General features: G+C 37.6%; 8 protein-coding genes, 3 tRNA genes and 9 rRNA genes. 1 reads left to right on the top strand and 19 read right to left on the bottom strand.

The features are described 5' to 3' along the window. Positions 1–2: 2 nt before the first annotated feature. From SFBM_RS01510 to SFBM_RS01425, 18 genes are all read right to left on the bottom strand, one after another. Positions 3–1427 carry a sensor histidine kinase gene (locus SFBM_RS01510; protein ID WP_014017834.1) on the bottom strand — a complete coding sequence of 475 codons (1425 nt, stop codon included), beginning with the start codon at positions 1425–1427 and terminating at the stop codon, positions 3–5. Beyond that, on the bottom strand, positions 1417–2106 hold the full coding sequence (locus tag SFBM_RS01505) for a response regulator transcription factor (protein WP_014017833.1): 690 nt from the start codon (positions 2104–2106) through the stop codon (positions 1417–1419). The genes SFBM_RS01510 and SFBM_RS01505 overlap by 11 nt, the downstream gene beginning before the upstream one ends. Positions 2107–2191: 85 nt before the next feature. Then, a complete protein-coding gene (locus SFBM_RS01500; protein WP_007444940.1) occupies positions 2192–3025 on the bottom strand; it encodes a polysaccharide deacetylase family protein in 834 nt (277 codons plus the stop codon). A gap of 12 nt (positions 3026–3037) precedes the next feature. Further along, positions 3038–3694, bottom strand: a complete 657-nt coding sequence (locus tag SFBM_RS01495; RefSeq protein WP_009068440.1) for an N-acetylmannosamine-6-phosphate 2-epimerase — start codon at positions 3692–3694, stop codon at positions 3038–3040. Positions 3695–3761: 67 nt separating this feature from the next. Then, positions 3762–3878: ribosomal RNA gene (rrf, locus tag SFBM_RS01490) — 5S ribosomal RNA — on the bottom strand. Positions 3879–3933: 55 nt separating this feature from the next. Next, positions 3934–6827, bottom strand: a 23S ribosomal RNA gene (locus SFBM_RS01485). 181 nt (positions 6828–7008) lie between these two features. After that, a 16S ribosomal RNA gene (locus SFBM_RS01480) occupies positions 7009–8528 on the bottom strand. A gap of 77 nt (positions 8529–8605) precedes the next feature. Then, positions 8606–8680 (bottom strand) — tRNA-Asn (locus SFBM_RS01475). Between the two features lie 3 nt (positions 8681–8683). Further along, positions 8684–8800: ribosomal RNA gene (gene rrf / locus SFBM_RS01470) — 5S ribosomal RNA — on the bottom strand. A 55-nt stretch (positions 8801–8855) separates the two neighbouring features. Continuing rightward, positions 8856–11749, bottom strand: a 23S ribosomal RNA gene (locus SFBM_RS01465). Between the two features lie 181 nt (positions 11750–11930). Continuing rightward, positions 11931–13450, bottom strand: a 16S ribosomal RNA gene (locus SFBM_RS01460). A gap of 77 nt (positions 13451–13527) precedes the next feature. Beyond that, a tRNA-Asn gene (locus SFBM_RS01455) sits at positions 13528–13602 on the bottom strand. 3 nt (positions 13603–13605) lie between these two features. After that, positions 13606–13722: ribosomal RNA gene (gene rrf / locus SFBM_RS01450) — 5S ribosomal RNA — on the bottom strand. A gap of 55 nt (positions 13723–13777) precedes the next feature. After that, positions 13778–16671: ribosomal RNA gene (locus SFBM_RS01445) — 23S ribosomal RNA — on the bottom strand. Between the two features lie 117 nt (positions 16672–16788). After that, positions 16789–16865: transfer RNA gene (locus tag SFBM_RS01440), tRNA-Ile, on the bottom strand. A gap of 73 nt (positions 16866–16938) precedes the next feature. Next, positions 16939–18458, bottom strand: a 16S ribosomal RNA gene (locus SFBM_RS01435). The 16S, 23S and 5S rRNA genes sit together here with 3 tRNA genes alongside, the layout of an rRNA operon. 165 nt (positions 18459–18623) lie before the next feature. Further along, complete coding sequence (locus SFBM_RS01430) at positions 18624–21359, bottom strand: hypothetical protein (protein ID WP_014017832.1); 2736 nt, start codon at positions 21357–21359, stop codon at positions 18624–18626. 4 nt (positions 21360–21363) lie between these two features. Further along, the gene (locus SFBM_RS01425; protein ID WP_005807220.1) at positions 21364–22695 is read right to left on the bottom strand and encodes a hypothetical protein; all 1332 of its coding nucleotides are present in this window, start codon (positions 22693–22695) and stop codon (positions 21364–21366) included. A gap of 237 nt (positions 22696–22932) precedes the next feature. Between SFBM_RS01425 and SFBM_RS01420 the strand changes: the two genes are divergently transcribed. Then, positions 22933–23253, top strand: a complete 321-nt coding sequence (locus SFBM_RS01420) for a hypothetical protein (protein ID WP_005807222.1) — start codon at positions 22933–22935, stop codon at positions 23251–23253. Between the two features lie 16 nt (positions 23254–23269). Here the strand turns inward: SFBM_RS01420 and SFBM_RS01415 are convergent, their stop codons facing one another. Continuing rightward, complete coding sequence (locus tag SFBM_RS01415) at positions 23270–24100, bottom strand: class I mannose-6-phosphate isomerase (RefSeq protein WP_014017831.1); 831 nt, start codon at positions 24098–24100, stop codon at positions 23270–23272. Positions 24101–24140: the final 40 nt, after the last annotated feature.

The raw sequence follows: 24140 nt of genomic DNA, 5'->3' as shown, positions 1-24140 counted from the left end.
CCTTATTTATCCATAGGTAAAACTAAAGTTACCTTAGTCCATTCTCCATATATACTATCTATTAAAAGTTCCCCACCGTGAAGTTTCATAATTTCATCACTTATCGATAAACCTAATCCATTCTTAGACTTACTACTTTTCCCCTTAAAAAATTTTTCCTTAACTCGTGATAATTCTTCACTAGGTATACCCATACCATTATCAGTTATCTCTAAACAAATAATATTCTTATTTCTATCAATTAAATATTTAACTGTTATCTTACCATTTTCCTTTAGAAATTTTATAGCATTGTCTAAAACATTAACTAAAACTTGCTTTATTCTATTAAAATCTATATTTAATACTATATCCTCACTAATATCATTAATTATAAATTCAAAATTTTCTCTATCTTCTCGAGGTTTTATATAATTAACTATATACTCATTTATATCTTTTATATCTATCTTCTCAAAGTTTAAAGTAACTTTTTGAGAAATAAACTTTGAAAAATCTAAAAGTTCTTCTACCATAACAGCAAGTCTTTCTGTCTCACCCTCTATAATTTTAAGCCCATTTAATATAGCTGGATTATCAAACTCATCATACTGAAGAGTTATTGCCCATCCCTTAATTGATGTAAGAGGCGTTCTAAGTTCATGTGATACTGTGGATATAAAATTATTCTTTAATTGATCTTTTTTAGATATTTCATCTGCCATATAATTAAGGGTATCTCCTAATGCTCCAACTTCATTATTAGGTAAATTCTTACACCTAACACCTAAATCTCCTAATGCCATCTTTTTCGCAATATTAGTAAGTGTTTTTATCGGCTGTATAATCTTTTCAGTAACTAATCCAATTATTATTATGTAAAATATAAGTGCAATAACAACTGCTAAAGTAAACGTAAAAATTATCTTAGTAATATTCTTATTTGCATAATCAAGTGAAACAGTAAATCTTAATACTCCAATAACTTGATTATAATTTTCAATTGGATAAGATACACTCATCACCTTAGATTTACTATAGGATACCTTTCCAATCCACTGACCTAAACCTCCAAGTATAGCAATCTTAAAATCTTGAGTATCTATTGGTTCTTCATATGTAACACCTATAGTATCCATCAAAACTCGACCATCCAAATCTATAACCTGAACCTGAGCACTCGTGGAATTTATAAAATCATCTAAATCTAAGAGTATATTTGTCTCAAGGGACGAATTTTTATAATTATTCTGATAATTTTCAACAGCTTTAATTATTTGATTAGATAAATTATCCCTTATAGTATCATAGTAGGCTTTACGCACATAATAGGATATACTTAATGATAAAGCTAGTATTATAAATAAAAAAACACTTATAGAACTCTTTATAATACTATATCTTATACTTGAATTTACAAATATATTTTTAATAAAATTATTTTTCATTATTCCAACGATAACCTGTTCCCCAAACTGTTTCTATATACTTAGGTTTAGAAGACTCATCTTCAATTTTTGATCTAAGTCTACGTATATTAACATCAACTATCTTTAGATCTCCAAAATAATTATATCCCCATATCATATTCATAAGCTCATCACGACTCAAAGCCTTACCTGGATTTTCTACAAATATCTTAAATAACATATATTCCTTAGGTGTAACATCAATTTCCTTATCATTCTTATATATTTTTTGAGAATATAAATCTAACTTAAAAGGTCCATTAATTATCATATCACTATTAAATTTTTCATCTATTCTACGAATAAGTGCCTTAACCCTAAGCATAACTTCTAAAGGATTAAATGGTTTCACAACATAATCATCTGCTCCAAATTCAAGTCCCATAACTCTTTCCATTTCTTGAGATCTAGCAGTAAGCATAATAATACCCATCTTTGGAAAATGCTTTCTTAAATTTGAACATACCTGAAATCCATCCATATCTCCCTCAAGACCTACATCCAATAATACAACTTGCGGTTTCTCAATTAAAGCAATTTCAATAGCAGTATCTCCCCTATCTGCTTCAATAACGTTAAAACCCTCCCTATCAAAATTTATCTTTAAAAACTGTCTAATACTTACTTCATTCTCCACTAACAAAATCTTTTTTTCCATTCCTATACCCCTACGATAATATATAATTAAATTAATTATAGCATAAAAAAAGTGATAAGAACAAAACATCTTATCACCTTTTAACTTAATATAAAGTTCTAAATTCATATCCATTTTCTTTAAAATAATTAATAATCTTAGGCAAAGCTCTGCTAGATACTTCTCCAGCACTTCCTGAGAAATCATGCATAAGCATAACAACAGACTTTGAATTTCCTGCAGTATCAATAGCTTTTTGAAATAAAACATCAGGATCTTTAATATTTTTACCCTCAGCATCTCCACTCATAGCATTCCATTCAATAACTGAATAATTTTCATTATTAAGTCTTTCAAGAGTTTCATCTTGCTTCTTCCAAGATCTGAGTCCTCCTGGCAATCTTAAAACTCTAGTATCAAAGTCTTGACCTAATATATCTTTCATAATATCAAGTGATCTATTCATATCACTCATAAGATTCTCATAACTTATAACTCTCCCAGGATATAAATAAGAATAATTATGACTATATCCATGATTTCCCACCGCATGTCCATCATTAACAATATTCCTTAAAAGTTGTCTATACTCCTCTCCCCTATCTAAATTCACACCAAGCACAAAAAAAGTTGCCTTGACATCATAGTTTTTAAGTACTTCTAATACTTTTGGTGTATTATCGAGTGATGGACCATCATCAAAAGTCAAAAACACTGTTTTTTCACCATTATTTATCTTTTCAGCATTAAATAAATTCTTCTGCACTTTCATAGAATCATAAGAAAATCTTCCACCTTCAATTGTCGTATTTTGACCTTCCATAATATCTTTTGGACTATAAATAAACTTATCTACTACATTTGCTTTACTATAAAAAACTGTAAAACAAACAAAGAATAGTGCAATAATAGTACAATTAAACAAGATCTTTAATTTCATATTAAATCACTCCTAATTAAATACATTTTCTATAAATTCTTTTAATTGATATTTAGGTGTAATAATTTTAGAATTAACAATTATATTATTAAATCCAGCATTAAATAATTCATTATATTTATCATCATTTAACAAGTTATTATCTACAATAGAATCAAAAATAAGTGGTACATCTATATCAATATAATCAACAAAATTACTAATTGTATATGAATCATTTCTTATACATATTGCATCAAATTTTAAACAAGATATATTTTTTATATCTTCTAAAGTATAAACCTCACCTATAAAATACAATTCAGGAAATAATGACTTTATTTTATAATAAAACTCATGTATAGTAATAAAATTAGATCTCATTTTAGTAGAAGCATCTAAATAAATAATACTAGCACCAGCTTTTGCAAGTTCATAGATCTCATTAACAGTTGGTGTAAGATTAACAATTGTATCAGGGTAAACTTTATTAACACATCCTATAACAGGTAAGTCGACAGAATATTTAAGTTCCAAAATTAGATTTGAATAACTAGTTTTAATAGCTGATACATTATTATTAAAAGAACTATTAATATTCAACAATAATTTATTTAATATATAGGAATTAATATTATCATAAAAATAATCCAAAGACAATATCAAACCTCGCTCCAAACATTTATTCATAATTCCTCCAAATAATATATTATAGTAAACAAAAAGAAGTAAGAGCGATGCTCTTACTTCTAAAACAAACTGGCAATGACTTACTCTTCCATAGGGGTAACCCTATAGTACCATCAGCACAGTGTAGCTTAACCTTCCTGTTCGGTATGGATAGGGGTGTTGCCTACACGTTATAATCACCAGATATTGAGAAATATTTTAATCTCTCAAAATTGTATATAAATAATATATTGCTAATTTTGGTCAAGCCCTCGACCTATTAGTATAAATCAGCTAAATATGTTACCATACTTACACCTTTTACCTATCAACCTTGTGTTCTTCAAGGGGTCTTACTAGCTTACGCTATGGGAGATCTTATCTTAAGGTGGGCTTCACGCTTAGATGCCTTCAGCGTTTATCCCTTCCTAACTTAGCTACCCAGCCGTGCTCCTGGCGGAACAACTGGTTCACCATTGGTTAGTCCATCCCGGTCCTCTCGTACTAAGGACAGCTCCTCTCAAATCTCCTGCGCCCGCGACGGATAGGGACCGAACTGTCTCACGACGTTCTGAACCCAGCTCGCGTGCCGCTTTAATGGGCGAACAGCCCAACCCTTGGGACCTACTTCAGCCCCAGGATGCGACGAGCCGACATCGAGGTGCCAAACCTCCCCGTCGATGTGAACTCTTGGGGGAGATCAGCCTGTTATCCCCGAGGTAGCTTTTATCCGTTGAGCGATGGCCCTCCCACGAGGTACCACCGGATCACTAAGTCCTACTTTCGTACCTGCTCCACTTGTAGGTGTCGCAGTCAAGCTTCTTTATGCCTTTACGCTCTACGAAGGATTTCCATCCCTTCTGAAGAAACCTTTGAACGCCTCCGTTACTCTTTTGGAGGCGACCGCCCCAGTCAAACTGCCCATCTAACAGTGTCCTGTACCCAGTTCATGGATCCCAGTTAGAATTTCAGCAATATCAGGGTGGTATCCCAACATCGACTCCTCTAAATCTGACGATCTAGATTCCCAGTCTCCCACCTATCCTGTACAAATATTACCAAAACTCAATGCTAAATTACAGTAAAGCTCTACGGGGTCTTTCCGTCCAATCGCGGGTAGCAAGCATCTTCACTTGCACTACAATTTCGCCGGATTTGCAGTTGAGACAGCGCCCAAGTCATTACGCCATTCGTGCGGGTCAGAACTTACCTGACAAGGAATTTCGCTACCTTAGGACCGTTATAGTTACGGCCGCCGTTTACTGGGGCTTAAGTTCACTGCTTCTCTTACGATAACAGCTCCCCTTAACCTTCCAGCACCGGGCAGGCGTCAGCCCCTATACTTAAGCTTTCGCTTTTGCAGAGACCTGTGTTTTTGATAAACAGTTGCTTGGGCCTATTCTCTGCGACCATATCTCTATGGCACCCCTTCTCGCTAACTTACGGGGTCAATTTGCCGAGTTCCTTAACTGCAATTCTTCCGCTGGTCTTTGGATTCTCACCTCGCCTACCTGTGTCGGTTTGTGGTACGGGCACTAATTATCTACCTAGAAGTTTTTCTCGTCAGTGTGAAATCAGATACTTCAACTCATTCGTCTCCCCATAAAGAATCAACTTAATCGCATATATGGATTTGCCTCTACATGCTATCTCTTCTCTTAGACCAACCTCCATCTGTTGGCTATCCTATCCTTCTGCTTCCCTCCATCGATCAATCAATAATTAGTGGTATCGGAATATCTACCGATTATCCATCACTTACGCCTTTCGACCTCAGCTTAGGTCCCGACTTACCCTGGGCGGACGAACCTTCCCCAGGAAACCTTAGGCTTTCGACCATTAGGATTCTCACCTAATTCTCGCTACTTATGCCAACATTCTCTCTTGTATAAAATCCACTATTGCTCCCGCTTTAGCTTCAACTCTTATACAACGCTCCCCTACCAATGTTTCCATTCCACAGCTTCGGTGATGAGTTTTAGCCCCGTTTATCTTCGGCGCAGAAACTCTCGACTAGTGAGCTATTACGCACTCTTTAAATGAATGGCTGCTTCTAAGCCAACATCCTAGTTGTCTTAGAATCTCCACATCCTTTACCACTTAACTCATACTTTGGGACCTTAGCTAGTGATCTGGGCTTTTTCCCTTTTGTCCAAGAATCTTATCACTCTTAGACTGACTGCTAATAAACAAATATAGGCATTCGGAGTTTAATAAGGTTCGGTAACCTTACGGCCCCTAGCCCATTTAGTGCTCTACCTCCTATATTCTATGTATTAACGCTAGCCCTAAAGCTATTTCGGGGAGAACCAGCTATCTCCGAGTTCGATTGGAATTTCTCCGCTATCCACAATTCATCCCATGGTTTTTCAACACCAACGTGGTTCGGTCCTCCACGAAGTTTTACCTTCGCTTCAACCTGATCATGGATAGGTCACCCGGTTTCGGGTCTACAACATGCAACTATTCGCGCTATTAACACTCGATTTCTCTTCGACTACAGTCCTTAAGACCTTAATCTCGCTACACATCGTAACTCGTTGGCTCGTTCTACAAAAAGCACCTCATCACACATATTACGTGCTCTGAGCGGTTGTAAGCACACAGTTTCAGGTTCTATTTCACTCCCCTCCCGGGGTTCTTTTCACCTTTCCCTCACGGTACTACTCCTCTATCGGTCATCAGGTAGTATTTAGCCTTGGGTGGTGGTCCACCCTGCTTCCCACAAGGTTCCTCGTGTCTCGTGGTACTCTGGGTAAGTCTCTCTCAATTTCAGTTTTAAATTACGTGGCTATTACACTCTTCGGCTTAGATTTCCATCTATATTCATCTAACCTACTCTCTCAATTATAGACCCCCTCAACCCCCAAGTCTCCTTGGGTTTGGGCTCTTCCCCTTTCGCTCGCCACTACTTAGGGAATCGATATTTCTTTCTCTTCCTACAGGTACTTAGATGTTTCAGTTCCCTGCGTCTACCTTCTAATAACTATTAATTCATTACTAGATACATAGTCTCTCACTATGTGGGTTCCCCCATTCGGAAATCTACGGATCCATGACTATTTGCGTCTACCCGTAGCTTATCGCAGCTTATCACGTCCTTCATCAGCTCCTGATGCCAAGTCATCCTCTGTGCGCTCTTAGTAGCTTGACCTATTTTTCTTTCTATATTCTTCCAGCTCTTAAATTACTATTGCTAATAATTTAACTTGCTACCTTTCGCATCTTTACTATTTATATACAATTTTCAAAGATCTATATCCTTAAGTAACCTTCCAATTATAGGTCACTCACAATTGAATAGGAAAAAGTTATCCACTTCTTTCTTTCCTTAGAAAGGAGGTGATCCAGCCGCAGGTTCTCCTACGGCTACCTTGTTACGACTTCACCCCAATCACTGACCCCACCTTAGACTGCTGCCTCCTATATGGTTAGCCCACAGGTTTCGGGTGTTGCCAACTCTCATGGTGTGACGGGCGGTGTGTACAAGACCCGGGAACGTATTCACCGCGACATTCTGATTCGCGATTACTAGCAACTCCATCTTCATACAGGCGAGTTTCAGCCTGCAATCCGAACTGAGATGAGTTTTATAAGTTTTGCTCACTATCACTAGCTTGCTTCTCTCTGTTCTCACCATTGTAGCACGTGTGTAGCCCTAAACGTAAGGGGCATGATGATTTGACGTCATCCCCACCTTCCTCCTAGTTAACCTAGGCTGTCTCGCTAAAGTGCTCAGCTTAACCTGTTAGCAATTAACAACAAGGGTTGCGCTCGTTGCGGGACTTAACCCAACATCTCACGACACGAGCTGACGACAACCATGCACCACCTGTATCCTTGCTCTTGCGAGCTTCCCTCATTACAAGGTAATTCAAGGTATGTCAAGTTTAGGTAAGGTTCTTCGCGTTGCTTCGAATTAAACCACATGCTCCGCTGCTTGTGCGGGTCCCCGTCAATTCCTTTGAGTTTTAATCTTGCGATCGTACTCCTCAGGCGGGGTACTTATTGCGTTTGCGACGGCACGAATTGTTATTCACAACCCACACCTAGTACCCATCGTTTACAGCATGGACTACCAGGGTATCTAATCCTGTTTGCTCCCCATGCTCTCATGCCTCAGCGTCAGTTACAGTCCAGTAAGTCGCCTTCGCCACTGGTGTTCTTCCTAATCTCTACGCATTTCACCGCTACACTAGGAATTCCACTTACCTCTCCTGCACTCTAGTTAAACAGTTTTATATGCTTTCTACAGGTTAAGCCTATATATTTAACATATAACTTGTTTAACCGCCTACGCATCCTTTACGCCCAGTTATTCCGAACAACGCTTGCCACCTACGTATTACCGCGGCTGCTGGCACGTAGTTAGCCGTGGCTTCCTCTGCAGGTACCGTCCTTCCTCTTCCCTGCTAACAGAGCTTTACAATCCGAAAACCTTCTTCACTCACGCGGCGTTGCTGCATCAGGGTTTCCCCCATTGTGCAATATTCCCCACTGCTGCCTCCCGTAGGAGTATGGACCGTGTCTCAGTTCCATTGTGGCCGTTCATCCTCTCAGACCGGCTACACATCGTCGCCTAGGTAAGCCTTTACCTCACCTACTAGCTAATGTGCCGCAGACTCCTCCTATACCAATAAATCTTTCACTACATAATCATGCAACTATATAGCTATATGCGGTATTAATCCAACTTTCATCGGGCTATCCCCCAGTATAGGATAGATTATCTACGTGTTACTCACCCGTTCGCTGCTAAGTTATATAAAGCAAGCTCCATATATCTCCGCTCAACTTGCATGTGTTAGGCACGCCGCCAGCGTTCGTCCTGAGCCAGGATCAAACTCTTATCCTTCTCCCAGTCTCTCAAAATTAACGTTGACTTCTTCTCTTCATTCCTTTTCCCTATCCAATTGTCAATGATCTAATAATTGGCTCCGCGGAGAGGACTCGAACCTCCAACCTATCGGTTAACAGCCGAGTGCTCCACCATTGAGCTACCGCGGAACAAACTGGCAATGACTTACTCTTCCATAGGGGTAACCCTATAGTACCATCAGCACAGTGTAGCTTAACCTTCCTGTTCGGTATGGATAGGGGTGTTGCCTACACGTTATAATCACCAGATATTGAGAAATATTTTAATCTCTCAAAATTGTATATAAATAATATATTGCTAATTTTGGTCAAGCCCTCGACCTATTAGTATAAATCAGCTAAATATGTTACCATACTTACACCTTTTACCTATCAACCTTGTGTTCTTCAAGGGGTCTTACTAGCTTACGCTATGGGAGATCTTATCTTAAGGTGGGCTTCACGCTTAGATGCCTTCAGCGTTTATCCCTTCCTAACTTAGCTACCCAGCCGTGCTCCTGGCGGAACAACTGGTTCACCATTGGTTAGTCCATCCCGGTCCTCTCGTACTAAGGACAGCTCCTCTCAAATCTCCTGCGCCCGCGACGGATAGGGACCGAACTGTCTCACGACGTTCTGAACCCAGCTCGCGTGCCGCTTTAATGGGCGAACAGCCCAACCCTTGGGACCTACTTCAGCCCCAGGATGCGACGAGCCGACATCGAGGTGCCAAACCTCCCCGTCGATGTGAACTCTTGGGGGAGATCAGCCTGTTATCCCCGAGGTAGCTTTTATCCGTTGAGCGATGGCCCTCCCACGAGGTACCACCGGATCACTAAGTCCTACTTTCGTACCTGCTCCACTTGTAGGTGTCGCAGTCAAGCTTCTTTATGCCTTTACGCTCTACGAAGGATTTCCATCCCTTCTGAAGAAACCTTTGAACGCCTCCGTTACTCTTTTGGAGGCGACCGCCCCAGTCAAACTGCCCATCTAACAGTGTCCTGTACCCAGTTCATGGATCCCAGTTAGAATTTCAGCAATATCAGGGTGGTATCCCAACATCGACTCCTCTAAATCTGACGATCTAGATTCCCAGTCTCCCACCTATCCTGTACAAATATTACCAAAACTCAATGCTAAATTACAGTAAAGCTCTACGGGGTCTTTCCGTCCAATCGCGGGTAGCAAGCATCTTCACTTGCACTACAATTTCGCCGGATTTGCAGTTGAGACAGCGCCCAAGTCATTACGCCATTCGTGCGGGTCAGAACTTACCTGACAAGGAATTTCGCTACCTTAGGACCGTTATAGTTACGGCCGCCGTTTACTGGGGCTTAAGTTCACTGCTTCTCTTACGATAACAGCTCCCCTTAACCTTCCAGCACCGGGCAGGCGTCAGCCCCTATACTTAAGCTTTCGCTTTTGCAGAGACCTGTGTTTTTGATAAACAGTTGCTTGGGCCTATTCTCTGCGACCATATCTCTATGGCACCCCTTCTCGCTAACTTACGGGGTCAATTTGCCGAGTTCCTTAACTGCAATTCTTCCGCTGGTCTTTGGATTCTCACCTCGCCTACCTGTGTCGGTTTGTGGTACGGGCACTAATTATCTACCTAGAAGTTTTTCTCGTCAGTGTGAAATCAGATACTTCAACTCATTCGTCTCCCCATAAAGAATCAACTTAATCGCATATATGGATTTGCCTCTACATGCTATCTCTTCTCTTAGACCAACCTCCATCTGTTGGCTATCCTATCCTTCTGCTTCCCTCCATCGATCAATCAATAATTAGTGGTATCGGAATATCTACCGATTATCCATCACTTACGCCTTTCGACCTCAGCTTAGGTCCCGACTTACCCTGGGCGGACGAACCTTCCCCAGGAAACCTTAGGCTTTCGACCATTAGGATTCTCACCTAATTCTCGCTACTTATGCCAACATTCTCTCTTGTATAAAATCCACTATTGCTCCCGCTTTAGCTTCAACTCTTATACAACGCTCCCCTACCAATGTTTCCATTCCACAGCTTCGGTGATGAGTTTTAGCCCCGTTTATCTTCGGCGCAGAAACTCTCGACTAGTGAGCTATTACGCACTCTTTAAATGAATGGCTGCTTCTAAGCCAACATCCTAGTTGTCTTAGAATCTCCACATCCTTTACCACTTAACTCATACTTTGGGACCTTAGCTGGTGATCTGGGCTTTTTCCCTTTTGTCCAAGAATCTTATCACTCTTAGACTGACTGCTAATAAACAAATATAGGCATTCGGAGTTTAATAAGGTTCGGTAACCTTACGGCCCCTAGCCCATTTAGTGCTCTACCTCCTATATTCTATGTATTAACGCTAGCCCTAAAGCTATTTCGGGGAGAACCAGCTATCTCCGAGTTCGATTGGAATTTCTCCGCTATCCACAATTCATCCCATGGTTTTTCAACACCAACGTGGTTCGGTCCTCCACGAAGTTTTACCTTCGCTTCAACCTGATCATGGATAGGTCACCCGGTTTCGGGTCTACAACATGCAACTATTCGCGCTATTAACACTCGATTTCTCTTCGACTACAGTCCTTAAGACCTTAATCTCGCTACACATCGTAACTCGTTGGCTCGTTCTACAAAAAGCACCTCATCACACATATTACGTGCTCTGAGCGGTTGTAAGCACACAGTTTCAGGTTCTATTTCACTCCCCTCCCGGGGTTCTTTTCACCTTTCCCTCACGGTACTACTCCTCTATCGGTCATCAGGTAGTATTTAGCCTTGGGTGGTGGTCCACCCTGCTTCCCACAAGGTTCCTCGTGTCTCGTGGTACTCTGGGTAAGTCTCTCTCAATTTCAGTTTTAAATTACGTGGCTATTACACTCTTCGGCTTAGATTTCCATCTATATTCATCTAACCTACTTTCTCAATTATAGACCCCCTCAACCCCCAAGTTTCCTTGGGTTTGGGCTCTTCCCCTTTCGCTCGCCACTACTTAGGGAATCGATATTTCTTTCTCTTCCTACAGGTACTTAGATGTTTCAGTTCCCTGCGTCTACCTTCTAATAACTATTAATTCATTACTAGATACATAGTCTCTCACTATGTGGGTTCCCCCATTCGGAAATCTACGGATCCATGACTATTTGCGTCTACCCGTAGCTTATCGCAGCTTATCACGTCCTTCATCAGCTCCTGATGCCAAGTCATCCTCTGTGCGCTCTTAGTAGCTTGACCTATTTTTCTTTCTATATTCTTCCAGCTCTTAAATTACTATTGCTAATAATTTAACTTGCTACCTTTCGCATCTTTACTATTTATATACAATTTTCAAAGATCTATATCCTTAAGTAACCTTCCAATTATAGGTCACTCACAATTGAATAGGAAAAAGTTATCCACTTCTTTCTTTCCTTAGAAAGGAGGTGATCCAGCCGCAGGTTCTCCTACGGCTACCTTGTTACGACTTCACCCCAATCACTGACCCCACCTTAGACTGCTGCCTCCTATATGGTTAGCCCACAGGTTTCGGGTGTTGCCAACTCTCATGGTGTGACGGGCGGTGTGTACAAGACCCGGGAACGTATTCACCGCGACATTCTGATTCGCGATTACTAGCAACTCCATCTTCATACAGGCGAGTTTCAGCCTGCAATCCGAACTGAGATGAGTTTTATAAGTTTTGCTCACTATCACTAGCTTGCTTCTCTCTGTTCTCACCATTGTAGCACGTGTGTAGCCCTAAACGTAAGGGGCATGATGATTTGACGTCATCCCCACCTTCCTCCTAGTTAACCTAGGCTGTCTCGCTAAAGTGCTCAGCTTAACCTGTTAGCAATTAACAACAAGGGTTGCGCTCGTTGCGGGACTTAACCCAACATCTCACGACACGAGCTGACGACAACCATGCACCACCTGTATCCTTGCTCTTGCGAGCTTCCCTCATTACAAGGTAATTCAAGGTATGTCAAGTTTAGGTAAGGTTCTTCGCGTTGCTTCGAATTAAACCACATGCTCCGCTGCTTGTGCGGGTCCCCGTCAATTCCTTTGAGTTTTAATCTTGCGATCGTACTCCTCAGGCGGGGTACTTATTGCGTTTGCGACGGCACGAATTGTTATTCACAACCCACACCTAGTACCCATCGTTTACAGCATGGACTACCAGGGTATCTAATCCTGTTTGCTCCCCATGCTCTCATGCCTCAGCGTCAGTTACAGTCCAGTAAGTCGCCTTCGCCACTGGTGTTCTTCCTAATCTCTACGCATTTCACCGCTACACTAGGAATTCCACTTACCTCTCCTGCACTCTAGTTAAACAGTTTTATATGCTTTCTACAGGTTAAGCCTATATATTTAACATATAACTTGTTTAACCGCCTACGCATCCTTTACGCCCAGTTATTCCGAACAACGCTTGCCACCTACGTATTACCGCGGCTGCTGGCACGTAGTTAGCCGTGGCTTCCTCTGCAGGTACCGTCCTTCCTCTTCCCTGCTAACAGAGCTTTACAATCCGAAAACCTTCTTCACTCACGCGGCGTTGCTGCATCAGGGTTTCCCCCATTGTGCAATATTCCCCACTGCTGCCTCCCGTAGGAGTATGGACCGTGTCTCAGTTCCATTGTGGCCGTTCATCCTCTCAGACCGGCTACACATCGTCGCCTAGGTAAGCCTTTACCTCACCTACTAGCTAATGTGCCGCAGACTCCTCCTATACCAATAAATCTTTCACTACATAATCATGCAACTATATAGCTATATGCGGTATTAATCCAACTTTCATCGGGCTATCCCCCAGTATAGGATAGATTATCTACGTGTTACTCACCCGTTCGCTGCTAAGTTATATAAAGCAAGCTCCATATATCTCCGCTCAACTTGCATGTGTTAGGCACGCCGCCAGCGTTCGTCCTGAGCCAGGATCAAACTCTTATCCTTCTCCCAGTCTCTCAAAATTAACGTTGACTTCTTCTCTTCATTCCTTTTCCCTATCCAATTGTCAATGATCTAATAATTGGCTCCGCGGAGAGGACTCGAACCTCCAACCTATCGGTTAACAGCCGAGTGCTCCACCATTGAGCTACCGCGGAACAAACTGGCAATGACTTACTCTTCCATAGGGGTAACCCTATAGTACCATCAGCACAGTGTAGCTTAACCTTCCTGTTCGGTATGGATAGGGGTGTTGCCTACACGTTATAATCACCAGATATTGAGAAATATTTTAATCTCTCAAAATTGTATATAAATAATATATTGCTAATTTTGGTCAAGCCCTCGACCTATTAGTATAAATCAGCTAAATATGTTACCATACTTACACCTTTTACCTATCAACCTTGTGTTCTTCAAGGGGTCTTACTAGCTTACGCTATGGGAGATCTTATCTTAAGGTGGGCTTCACGCTTAGATGCCTTCAGCGTTTATCCCTTCCTAACTTAGCTACCCAGCCGTGCTCCTGGCGGAACAACTGGTTCACCATTGGTTAGTCCATCCCGGTCCTCTCGTACTAAGGACAGCTCCTCTCAAATCTCCTGCGCCCGCGACGGATAGGGACCGAACTGTCTCACGACGTTCTGAACCCAGCTCGCGTGCCGCTTTAATGGGCGAACAGCCCAACCCTTGGGACCTACTTCAGCCCCAGGATGCGACGAGCCGACATCGAGGTGCCAAACCTCCCCGTCGATGTGAACTCTTGGGGGAGATCAGCCTGTTATCCCCGAGGTAGCTTTTATCCGTTGAGCGATGGCCCTCCCACGAGGTACCACCGGATCACTAAGTCCTACTTTCGTACCTGCTCCACTTGTAGGTGTCGCAGTCAAGCTTCTTTATGCCTTTACGCTCTACGAAGGATTTCCATCCCTTCTGAAGAAACCTTTGAACGCCTCCGTTACTCTTTTGGAGGCGACCGCCCCAGTCAAACTGCCCATCTAACAGTGTCCTGTACCCAGTTCATGGATCCCAGTTAGAATTTCAGCAATATCAGGGTGGTATCCCAACATCGACTCCTCTAAATCTGACGATCTAGATTCCCAGTCTCCCACCTATCCTGTACAAATATTACCAAAACTCAATGCTAAATTACAGTAAAGCTCTACGGGGTCTTTCCGTCCAATCGCGGGTAGCAAGCATCTTCACTTGCACTACAATTTCGCCGGATTTGCAGTTGAGACAGCGCCCAAGTCATTACGCCATTCGTGCGGGTCAGAACTTACCTGACAAGGAATTTCGCTACCTTAGGACCGTTATAGTTACGGCCGCCGTTTACTGGGGCTTAAGTTCACTGCTTCTCTTACGATAACAGCTCCCCTTAACCTTCCAGCACCGGGCAGGCGTCAGCCCCTATACTTAAGCTTTCGCTTTTGCAGAGACCTGTGTTTTTGATAAACAGTTGCTTGGGCCTATTCTCTGCGACCATATCTCTATGGCACCCCTTCTCGCTAACTTACGGGGTCAATTTGCCGAGTTCCTTAACTGCAATTCTTCCGCTGGTCTTTGGATTCTCACCTCGCCTACCTGTGTCGGTTTGTGGTACGGGCACTAATTATCTACCTAGAAGTTTTTCTCGTCAGTGTGAAATCAGATACTTCAACTCATTCGTCTCCCCATAAAGAATCAACTTAATCGCATATATGGATTTGCCTCTACATGCTATCTCTTCTCTTAGACCAACCTCCATCTGTTGGCTATCCTATCCTTCTGCTTCCCTCCATCGATCAATCAATAATTAGTGGTATCGGAATATCTACCGATTATCCATCACTTACGCCTTTCGACCTCAGCTTAGGTCCCGACTTACCCTGGGCGGACGAACCTTCCCCAGGAAACCTTAGGCTTTCGACCATTAGGATTCTCACCTAATTCTCGCTACTTATGCCAACATTCTCTCTTGTATAAAATCCACTATTGCTCCCGCTTTAGCTTCAACTCTTATACAACGCTCCCCTACCAATGTTTCCATTCCACAGCTTCGGTGATGAGTTTTAGCCCCGTTTATCTTCGGCGCAGAAACTCTCGACTAGTGAGCTATTACGCACTCTTTAAATGAATGGCTGCTTCTAAGCCAACATCCTAGTTGTCTTAGAATCTCCACATCCTTTACCACTTAACTCATACTTTGGGACCTTAGCTGGTGATCTGGGCTTTTTCCCTTTTGTCCAAGAATCTTATCACTCTTAGACTGACTGCTAATAAACAAATATAGGCATTCGGAGTTTAATAAGGTTCGGTAACCTTACGGCCCCTAGCCCATTTAGTGCTCTACCTCCTATATTCTATGTATTAACGCTAGCCCTAAAGCTATTTCGGGGAGAACCAGCTATCTCCGAGTTCGATTGGAATTTCTCCGCTATCCACAATTCATCCCATGGTTTTTCAACACCAACGTGGTTCGGTCCTCCACGAAGTTTTACCTTCGCTTCAACCTGATCATGGATAGGTCACCCGGTTTCGGGTCTACAACATGCAACTATTCGCGCTATTAACACTCGATTTCTCTTCGACTACAGTCCTTAAGACCTTAATCTCGCTACACATCGTAACTCGTTGGCTCGTTCTACAAAAAGCACCTCATCACACATATTACGTGCTCTGAGCGGTTGTAAGCACACAGTTTCAGGTTCTATTTCACTCCCCTCCCGGGGTTCTTTTCACCTTTCCCTCACGGTACTACTCCTCTATCGGTCATCAGGTAGTATTTAGCCTTGGGTGGTGGTCCACCCTGCTTCCCACAAGGTTCCTCGTGTCTCGTGGTACTCTGGGTAAGTCTCTCTCAATTTCAGTTTTAAATTACGTGGCTATTACACTCTTCGGCTTAGATTTCCATCTATATTCATCTAACCTACTTTCTCAATTATAGACCCCCTCAACCCCCAAGTTTCCTTGGGTTTGGGCTCTTCCCCTTTCGCTCGCCACTACTTAGGGAATCGATATTTCTTTCTCTTCCTACAGGTACTTAGATGTTTCAGTTCCCTGCGTCTACCTTCTAATAACTATTAATTCATTACTAGATACATAGTCTCTCACTATGTGGGTTCCCCCATTCGGAAATCTACGGATCCATGACTATTTGCGTCTACCCGTAGCTTATCGCAGCTTATCACGTCCTTCATCAGCTCCTGATGCCAAGTCATCCTCTGTGCGCTCTTAGTAGCTTGACCTATTTTTCTTTCTATATTCTTCCAGCTCTTAAATTACTATTGCTAATAATTTAACTTGCTACCTTTCGCATCTTTACTATTTATATACAATTTTCAAAGATCTATGTTAAACGGTAATGGTGGGACTAAATGGACTCGAACCATCGACCTCACGCTTATCAGGCGTGCACTCTAACCAACTGAGCTATAGTCCCTCTTAGTAACCTTCCAATTATAGGTCACTCACAATTGAATAGGAAAAAGTTATCCACTTCTTTCTTTCCTTAGAAAGGAGGTGATCCAGCCGCAGGTTCTCCTACGGCTACCTTGTTACGACTTCACCCCAATCACTGACCCCACCTTAGACTGCTGCCTCCTATATGGTTAGCCCACAGGTTTCGGGTGTTGCCAACTCTCATGGTGTGACGGGCGGTGTGTACAAGACCCGGGAACGTATTCACCGCGACATTCTGATTCGCGATTACTAGCAACTCCATCTTCATACAGGCGAGTTTCAGCCTGCAATCCGAACTGAGATGAGTTTTATAAGTTTTGCTCACTATCACTAGCTTGCTTCTCTCTGTTCTCACCATTGTAGCACGTGTGTAGCCCTAAACGTAAGGGGCATGATGATTTGACGTCATCCCCACCTTCCTCCTAGTTAACCTAGGCTGTCTCGCTAAAGTGCTCAGCTTAACCTGTTAGCAATTAACAACAAGGGTTGCGCTCGTTGCGGGACTTAACCCAACATCTCACGACACGAGCTGACGACAACCATGCACCACCTGTATCCTTGCTCTTGCGAGCTTCCCTCATTACAAGGTAATTCAAGGTATGTCAAGTTTAGGTAAGGTTCTTCGCGTTGCTTCGAATTAAACCACATGCTCCGCTGCTTGTGCGGGTCCCCGTCAATTCCTTTGAGTTTTAATCTTGCGATCGTACTCCTCAGGCGGGGTACTTATTGCGTTTGCGACGGCACGAATTGTTATTCACAACCCACACCTAGTACCCATCGTTTACAGCATGGACTACCAGGGTATCTAATCCTGTTTGCTCCCCATGCTCTCATGCCTCAGCGTCAGTTACAGTCCAGTAAGTCGCCTTCGCCACTGGTGTTCTTCCTAATCTCTACGCATTTCACCGCTACACTAGGAATTCCACTTACCTCTCCTGCACTCTAGTTAAACAGTTTTATATGCTTTCTACAGGTTAAGCCTATATATTTAACATATAACTTGTTTAACCGCCTACGCATCCTTTACGCCCAGTTATTCCGAACAACGCTTGCCACCTACGTATTACCGCGGCTGCTGGCACGTAGTTAGCCGTGGCTTCCTCTGCAGGTACCGTCCTTCCTCTTCCCTGCTAACAGAGCTTTACAATCCGAAAACCTTCTTCACTCACGCGGCGTTGCTGCATCAGGGTTTCCCCCATTGTGCAATATTCCCCACTGCTGCCTCCCGTAGGAGTATGGACCGTGTCTCAGTTCCATTGTGGCCGTTCATCCTCTCAGACCGGCTACACATCGTCGCCTAGGTAAGCCTTTACCTCACCTACTAGCTAATGTGCCGCAGACTCCTCCTATACCAATAAATCTTTCACTACATAATCATGCAACTATATAGCTATATGCGGTATTAATCCAACTTTCATCGGGCTATCCCCCAGTATAGGATAGATTATCTACGTGTTACTCACCCGTTCGCTGCTAAGTTATATAAAGCAAGCTCCATATATCTCCGCTCAACTTGCATGTGTTAGGCACGCCGCCAGCGTTCGTCCTGAGCCAGGATCAAACTCTTATCCTTCTCCCAGTCTCTCAAAATTAACGTTGACTTCTTCTCTTCATTCCTTTTCCCTATCCAATTGTCAATGATCTAATAACATTACTTAACTTACCTTAGTATAATATCAAATCATATTAAATAAGTCAATAACTTTTTTAATATATTTTAAAATCGTTTTAGTGGAAATTATTTATTAATTTCCACTATTTTTTTGTAAATATAAAATTTATTATTATCATTTAACGTTTTATAAAGAACTATAGGATAATTATTTAATACCTTTATGAATACTTTAGCTATAATAGGCTTATTCAAACTACATAAATATATTTTATCCAATATAAAAAAATTTATAGTTTCTATATAACTATAGAATAATTCCATTTCTTTATTATAAAATTTTTTTTCAGAATTCAATATACTCGTGATTAATTCTATATTTTCAGAATAAAAAATCTCATCATAGTAATCACTTGTTTTAACACCATTTATAACCTTATCTAAAAAATATAGTATATCATTATATTCACTTTTTATATTTTTGCCTGATATTAAATTTTTATAACTTATATCATTTTCGATTTCCTTAACAACCATCTCTTTATTAATATCAAAAAATTTGTTTCTAAGAGTTTTAATTATATGATCTAATGTTTGTATTTGAGTATAAGATATAATTTTATTACAATACAACGAAATATAAAATCTAAATTTATAATATATATAACTATCAAATATTATATCATCATTTAAATCTTCATTTATCAATTTAAGTATAGTCTTTAAATTTAATGTTAATATATTTATACTACTTGTTTTATCAGAATAATAATCAGAAAAAATTATACTATATATAAATACATACGAATTAAGTTTTCCTGTAAAAGCATTTAAATCTTCAAATATTTTTTCTCTTATAACAGCATTTCTCTTATTTAAACTTTTAAATCTTGTACTACCATAAATAGAGATAAGTTTAAACTTAATTCTAAAAATATAACAACTATGATTCATTAAATCACTAAGTTCTACTATTTCATCACCATAAATTTGGTATATTCCATAAAAGATATCTCCCCAACTCACTTTATTAACTACGCTTTTATATACATCAATATACTCATCGGATTTAAATAGCAAAGATAATATAATCCCTAATTTAAATCCTTCTTCATGGATAGCATCATAAATTAAAAAACTAATTTCACTTTTTAGTTTATTATATCTATACTTTATAGGTTCGAAATAAGACTTAATTTCAAATTTATATAAATCAAAATATTTTAAGGTTAACAAATACGAATAATATGTAATTCTCTTTTCTCTATTCTCTCTATTACTACATGAAAGATAGCTTTCTAAATAAAATATAAGCCTATCCCTCTCATCTAAAATTTTACTATTATATCTAGTAAATATATTCTTGGCGTATGCATATTCTCTGTCCAATCTACAATAAATCACACTACTATTTTCCAATAAATTATTATAAAATGATTTACCATCAAATATCAAACTATTACTAATCATGGACTTAATATCAAATATTATATTTATTAATTCATAAATGCTATCATCACTAAAAGTAGAGTATTTAAAAACTGTTAATAAAATTGATAATAAATTTCCGTTATTATCATATTTCAAAATATCTTTTAAAATCCATAACATATAATTAACAATTTCCTTTATTTCCTCATCACTAAACAAATCTATATTTAACAATAAAGTTTCATTAAATTTCAATAAATAACGCACACGATTATCTAACATATCCCCAAATATAAGTTTTAAAATAATAATCACAAACTCATACTTAACTAAATTAAATTTAATTACCTCATCGAGTACATAAATATAATCTTCCTGAAATAACCATAACAAAATAACCTTTTTATTATAATCACTAATATTCAATTCTTCTTTAGAGCAAATCTCCAATTTATCATAATATGGCTTTAATATACAAGACACTACATCCCTTATCTTCTTAATTGAATTGCTTTCAAAATCTAAATCATCAAGAATAATATATTCACAAATATCCAATAAAATCTTATATTCAAAATCATCAACTTCAAATTCAAACAAACTAATTAATAATTTGTATATCAATTCAAAATAAGTCTCAATATTTTCATTATCCTGTTTGATTAAAAAATCACATTTACACTCTAAATGGTACGAAATTAATAAATTTAATAAATTTAATAAAAACTCCTTATTTTTTATTAAATTTTCCTTTCTATCCTCCCACATATACGAAAAAAAACTATCTATTCTAAAAATCTCATATATCACTATAGACAAATAATTAGTTTTTTGTAATCCTAATTCTTTATGAAATGAATAATAATCAATAAAATTCTTTATATATTTATTATAACTAGTAAAATCAACAGCATCTGATAAAAACAATAACAAAAAATAAAACTCATTTTCATCCAATATAACATCTTCTAAAATAGAACTTATTAATTGTAAAAACTCATTGTCTTCTAGAGAAATATACATACCAAACAATGAGATATAGAAATTATTACCACTTAAAATACATGATTTATACTGATTTAAAAAATCATCAAATAGTAAAGCTAATATAGATACAACTATATTTTTCGAAAAAAGTCTAATGTTATTTGAAATAAATTTATGTAATCTTTGTTTATATTCCACATTCTTTTCTATTAAATTATTCAAATTATAAATCATTAACTCTGCTTTAATAATAGGAAATTTATTACAATTGATAAACGCAATCAAATCGTTTTCATCTATGTAAAGATTTAAATAATCACATATCTTATTATAATATTTTAAATAGTTATTATCATTTAAAATATCAGTTTCTTTATCTAAGACAATATCTGATATTATTTTAGTAAATACATGAAATTTATCAGAATATCCTATATATGACATATATCTACCCCCTTTCTATAATCTTAATAGCAAAATATTTTACATAATCACTATATGTAAGATATAAATGCTTATCATTAATTACACTTCGTACAATCCTAAGTCCAACATCACTAACTGATTGATTTTTTTCGTATATCAAAACTAACACTCTTAATACAGTTGTAATTATCTTTCTATTATATATCAATTTATTAAAATAAAATGTATTCTCGAAATATCTAACTATATCTATTCCATATCTATATTCCCTAATAGATCTAAATAATAAATCTGCAAATGTAACATTATCATAATTTTCTATAATTAATTCATTAATAATATCTGAAATATTTATATTTAACATATCATATATAGTAAATATGTCTTTACATTTTTTAATATTAAAATATCCTATGCTATTTATAAGTTCTTTTTTTATAAAATCTTGAACCTCATTATTAAAAAACTTGTTTCCTGTACCAACTAATTCTAAATAAATTCGTATATATTCAATATCAATATAAACCTCTTTACCCATCACTAAATGCTTAAAATTACTTATAACAGCCTCAACTTTCTTAAACAGTTCTAAATATATAAACTTATTTGAAAATATGTTCTTTTTAAAAACTAGATTTAATTTCTTTCTTAAGTTATTTAAATATCTTAAAACTTTTAAATCTTCTATACCATTGTTATCATTTAAATTATAAAAATCAATTTCATATAAATAAAATACAAATGATAATAATCCTAAAGATATACTACAATTTCTTCCAAATTCATTTAAAAGATAATTAATTTTTTTACCACTATAAAACAAATTAAGTACTAAAAAATATTCATTACTAATAATATTTCTATCTAATATAACAAAAGAGCCGATCTCTAAATAATCCATATCCTCCTGCAAATTATCAATATATAATTCACATAATCCTGTAGGATTAAAAAAACTTAATATAAATAAAGATAAATTCACTCCATTAACAGTGTGAGTATTCAATAAAACGTCTATAAATAAACTAGCTAAATGATAATCAAAAAATTTTTGACTTAAATTATCAATTAAATAATCATAAATCTTAAAAAATCTAAACTCATAATCATCACATAATGTAATTATAGAATTTAAATCTAATTTCTTAATAGAGTTTATAATTTTATTTAAAAAACTAATTTCCTCTTCTTTGTAAGGTAAAACTCTATAAAGTTTCTCAAGCGCAGTACATATTCCCAAATTATGTGTATACTTAATATTATTGAAATTACCAATCACTATATTTAAATTTGAAATTTTGTCTCTTAATTCATTTCCTATATACTTATTATATTTATCTCTAATTTCATTCATTAAATATCACCCTAAAAGCCTAACATATTAAATAATTATACCAAATTCGGAAAATATTATAACTATCTTTTTTATATATACTAACTTTTTAAGCACAGTATCATCTATAGTTAAAATTTAAATTATATTAAATTGCTGTACAATTTTATATGACAAATGTATAATAGTAAACAGTTCAAATTTATTATAAGATGAACTTAGATTCATTTTTAAAAATTTACAAAGGGAGGAATTATCATGATAAAAAATGAACTTGTATCCTCATTAGAATTACTAAGTTTGTCTAAGCCAAGAGTAACCTTAGTTTTAAAAAATCTAATTGATTGTTTAATATACTTGTTATTTAACAATTATTCCGATAATTTAGAGGGTTTTAATAAATTATATTCTATTTTACAAGCTAAAAATATATTAGATATATCATCATACATCACTCAAAATATAACACATTATGACATACAAATTAATAATAAAATCAAAACTAAGGCAAATATATTACTTTTTTTTAAAAATGATTTCGTAGTTGATAAACTATTTATACAATCGCTTGAATTGTAACTATAAATAAAACCACCTAATTTAAGGTGATTTTATCTACCACTTTTAATACCTCTATGCTCCCGTTAATTTTACAGCCAATGTTTTGAGAAATATATATTGTATCTAACTCTGATATACTTATTGCATTTCCATTTTTTTTCATTGTTATAGTTCCACTCCCATTTAAGCAAATATAAACACAATAATTATCACCACAATGATCTATGTATTCCCCGTCAATGATTAATTTTTCAACTATAAAATAAGGTGATTCCAACCTTGTAAAATTTTCTATCCTACCATAATTTACATCACTATTAAAATTTATAACATCCAGTGCCTTATCTATATGGACTTCTCTATCCCTTCCCCAATCATATATCCTATAAGTAACATCACTACATTGTTGTATCTCAAGTATTTTTATTCCACCTTCTACAGCATGAACAGTTCCTGCTGGTATATATATCATATCTCCCACTTTAACATTAATTCTTTTCAACAATCCTTCCACATTCGAACATTCCAATGCATTTTTAAAATCTTCTTTAGTAACTCCATCCTTTAAACCACAAATAAGAGTTGCATCCTTATCAGCATCTAATACATACCAGCACTCTGTTTTACCAAAATCATTCTCATATTTATTAGCATAATCGTCTGATGGGTGAACCTGTACTGACAGGTTATTATTCGCCTTTATTTCCTTTATCAGAATAGGCAATTCTCTACCTATACACTCAAGCAAATTTCTCTGATCAGAATCAACAAAAGAAATTCCATTTTTGTGAGTTGATAAAATCCATTTCTCATACCCCCATATTTTCTCCATATAAAGAGGGTTTAACTTTAACACTTTACTCATAAAATACACCACCTATAAAATATAAAAACAAAATAGCGAT

The organism is Candidatus Arthromitus sp. SFB-mouse-Japan, from assembly GCF_000270205.1.
Taxonomy (GTDB): domain Bacteria; phylum Bacillota; class Clostridia; order Clostridiales; family Clostridiaceae; genus Dwaynesavagella.
This window is presented reverse-complemented; position numbering and strand designations above follow the sequence as displayed.

Coding starts and splice junctions, on each gene's coding strand:
- SFBM_RS01500 (WP_007444940.1), bottom strand. CDS start 3,025: ATGAAATTAAAGATCTTGTTTAATTGTACTATTATTGCACTATTCTTT.
- SFBM_RS01415 (WP_014017831.1), bottom strand. CDS start 24,100: ATGAGTAAAGTGTTAAAGTTAAACCCTCTTTATATGGAGAAAATATGG.
- SFBM_RS01510 (WP_014017834.1), bottom strand. CDS start 1,427: ATGAAAAATAATTTTATTAAAAATATATTTGTAAATTCAAGTATAAGA.
- SFBM_RS01495 (WP_009068440.1), bottom strand. CDS start 3,694: ATGAATAAATGTTTGGAGCGAGGTTTGATATTGTCTTTGGATTATTTT.
- SFBM_RS01505 (WP_014017833.1), bottom strand. CDS start 2,106: ATGGAAAAAAAGATTTTGTTAGTGGAGAATGAAGTAAGTATTAGACAG.
- SFBM_RS01425 (WP_005807220.1), bottom strand. CDS start 22,695: ATGAATGAAATTAGAGATAAATATAATAAGTATATAGGAAATGAATTA.
- SFBM_RS01420 (WP_005807222.1), top strand. CDS start 22,933: ATGATAAAAAATGAACTTGTATCCTCATTAGAATTACTAAGTTTGTCT.
- SFBM_RS01430 (WP_014017832.1), bottom strand. CDS start 21,359: ATGTCATATATAGGATATTCTGATAAATTTCATGTATTTACTAAAATA.